The following is a 2,578-nucleotide window of genomic DNA, read 5'->3' as shown; positions in this document are numbered from 1 at the left end:
GCCCTGGCGGGTGCTGGGCGTCGACCCCGACGTGCGGCGGTTGGCGGACCTCGTGGTCGGCTCGTGAGCCGTCGGCGCCACGGATTCCCCGGCCACCGAGCCGAGCCGTGGGCCCGGCCCGTCGGTGCGGCCGGGTAAGGTCTCCATGGACACATGCCGACACTCACGCCGACACAAGTGGTGACAATGACCCCGAAGATCCTCGTCGTCGACGACGACGCCGCACTGGCAGAGATGCTCACCATCGTCCTGCGGGGCGAGGGGTTCGAGACCGAGGTCGTGGGCGACGGCGTCCAGGCCATCGAGACCTTCCGGGCGGTCCAGCCCGATCTGGTCCTGCTCGACCTCATGCTCCCGGGCCGGAGCGGGATCGACGTGTGTCGGGACATCCGCGGCGAGTCCAGGGTGCCGATCGTCATGCTCACGGCCAAGACGGACACCGTGGACGTGGTCCTGGGGTTGGAGTCCGGAGCCGACGACTACATCATGAAGCCGTTCAAGCCCAAGGAGCTCGTGGCCCGCATCCGGGCGCGTCTGCGCCGGGGTGAGGACGAGCCGAGTGAACTCCTGCACATCGGTGATGTGACGATCGACGTGCCCGCCCACACCGTGACGCGTGAGGGCACGCCGATCCCGCTCACGCCGTTGGAGTTCGACCTGTTGGTGGAGCTCGCCCGCAAGCCCCGCCAGGTCTTCACCCGCGAGGTCCTGCTCGAACACGTCTGGGGCTACCGTCACTCGGCCGACACCCGGCTGGTCAACGTGCACGTCCAGCGCCTGCGCGCGAAGATCGAGAAGGACCCGGAGAACCCCGAGGTCGTCCTCACCGTGCGCGGAGTCGGGTACAAGGCCGGTCCGGTCTCGTGACCGCACGTCGCCCGGACGACGCGGCGGCGTCCTCCGGCGACGAGCGCGACACCCGGGACATGACCGACTCGTCGTCGACCCTCCTGGAGCGGATCCGGGATCTGGACCTCACCGTCCTGGGGATGCGGTTCGCGCGCATGTGGCGGCGATCCCTCCAGCTCCGGGTGGTCACCTCGACCCTCGCGCTGTCCATGGGCGTGATCCTCACGATCGCGTTCATGCTGCAGAGCCAGATGGCCGCGCAGTTGCTCTCGACCAAACTGGACGCCGCGGTCGAGCAGGCGGGCCGGCTGCGGGTCACCGTCGAGGCGCAGATCGCCGCGACCGACGAGGGGACCAGTGAGCAGTCCCGCCTCGACCAGGCGCGCAGCGCACTGGGGGAGCGGGGCATCGCCTCCGACGGGGAGTCGGTGCACGCGGGCACCTTCGACCCGATCCTGGTGGTGCCCGACCAGACCGGGCGCGGGCAGGTCGTCAGCCCGGCCGACTCGCAGGTGCCCCCGGAGTTGCAGTCGCTGGTCCAGCGGGGCCGGGTCGCCTACCAGTACGTCACGGTAGATTTCCGGGGAGAGCCCGCCAAGGCGCTGATCATCGGGACGCCGACGGACTCGTCGATCCCCGGGCTCGAGCTCTACCTGGTCTATCCGCTCATCGCCGAGGAACAGACGCTCGGGATCATGCGCGGGATCGTCGCGACCGCCGGCCTGGCGATCATCGTGCTCAGTGCGGCGATCGCGTGGATGGTCGCACGGCAGGTGGTGCTGCCGGTCCGCCAGGCGGCGTCGATCGCGCAGCGGTTCGCCAACGGTCACCTCAAGGAACGGATGGTGATCCGGGGAGAGGACGACGTCGCCCGACTGGCGATGGCGTTCAACGACATGGCACAGAGCCTGTCCGACCAGATCACCCAGCTGGAGGAGTTCGGCGACCTGCAGAAGCGTTTCACCTCGGACGTCTCGCACGAGCTGCGCACCCCGCTGACCACCGTCCGGATGGCGGCGGACATCATCTCCGACTCCGCCGGTGACCTCGACCCCCCGACCAAGCGGGCCGTCGAGCTGCTGGAGTCCGAACTCGACCGGTTCGAGAGCCTTCTCACCGACCTCCTGGAGGTCTCCCGCCACGACGCCGGAATGGCAGAGCTCTCGGTGACCGCGCTGGACGTGCGGGGGGCGGTCGAGGACGCGGTGTCCACCGTGTCGCACATCGCGGAGTCGGCGGGCGTACAGGTCGAGCTGGACATGCCGGCCGAGCCGGTGGTGGCCGAGGTGGACTCCCGACGTGTGGAGCGCATCCTGCGCAACCTGGTGGCCAACGCACTCGACCACTCGGAGTCCAAGCCCGTCCGGGTGACCCTCCGCGGGTCCGAGGCGGCGCTCGCGGTCTCGGTGCGCGATCACGGCGTGGGGCTCAAGCCCGGCGAGGAGTCGCTCGTGTTCAACCGCTTCTGGCGGGCGGATCCCTCCCGGGTCCGTCGGTCGGGCGGGACCGGACTCGGTCTGGCGATCGCGCTCGAGGACGCCAAGCTGCACGGCGGCCGGCTGGACTGCTGGGGCAGCCCCGGGGAGGGGTCGTGCTTCCGGCTGACCATCCCCCGGCGCCACGGGGGCACCCTCACCTCGAGCCCGCTGCCGTTGACCCCGGAGGACGAGGCGCGGCTGGTGAGCACCGGGTCGCCGACCCCGCTGGACCGCGTCCCCGGGACCGAGGA

The 2,578-nt window shown here is 70.5% G+C and carries 2 protein-coding genes; both read left to right on the top strand.

All coding sequences use genetic code 11. The features are described 5' to 3' along the window. Nucleotides 1-177 precede the first annotated feature (177 nt). The gene (gene mtrA, locus G6021_RS13050; protein ID WP_179526178.1) at nt 178-867 is read left to right on the top strand and encodes an MtrAB system response regulator MtrA; all 690 of its coding nucleotides are present in this window, start codon (nt 178-180) and stop codon (nt 865-867) included. Beyond that, nucleotides 864-2,578, top strand: a 1,715-nt coding sequence (gene mtrB, locus G6021_RS13045) for an MtrAB system histidine kinase MtrB (RefSeq protein WP_182641475.1), incomplete at its 3' end; no start/stop codon positions are given. The genes mtrA and mtrB, both read left to right, overlap by 4 nt.

Source organism: Dietzia sp. CW19 (assembly GCF_014145265.1).
GTDB lineage: Bacteria > Actinomycetota > Actinomycetes > Mycobacteriales > Mycobacteriaceae > Dietzia > Dietzia natronolimnaea.
Note: the sequence above shows the minus strand (reverse complement) of the source record. Positions and strands in the feature narration are given on the sequence as shown.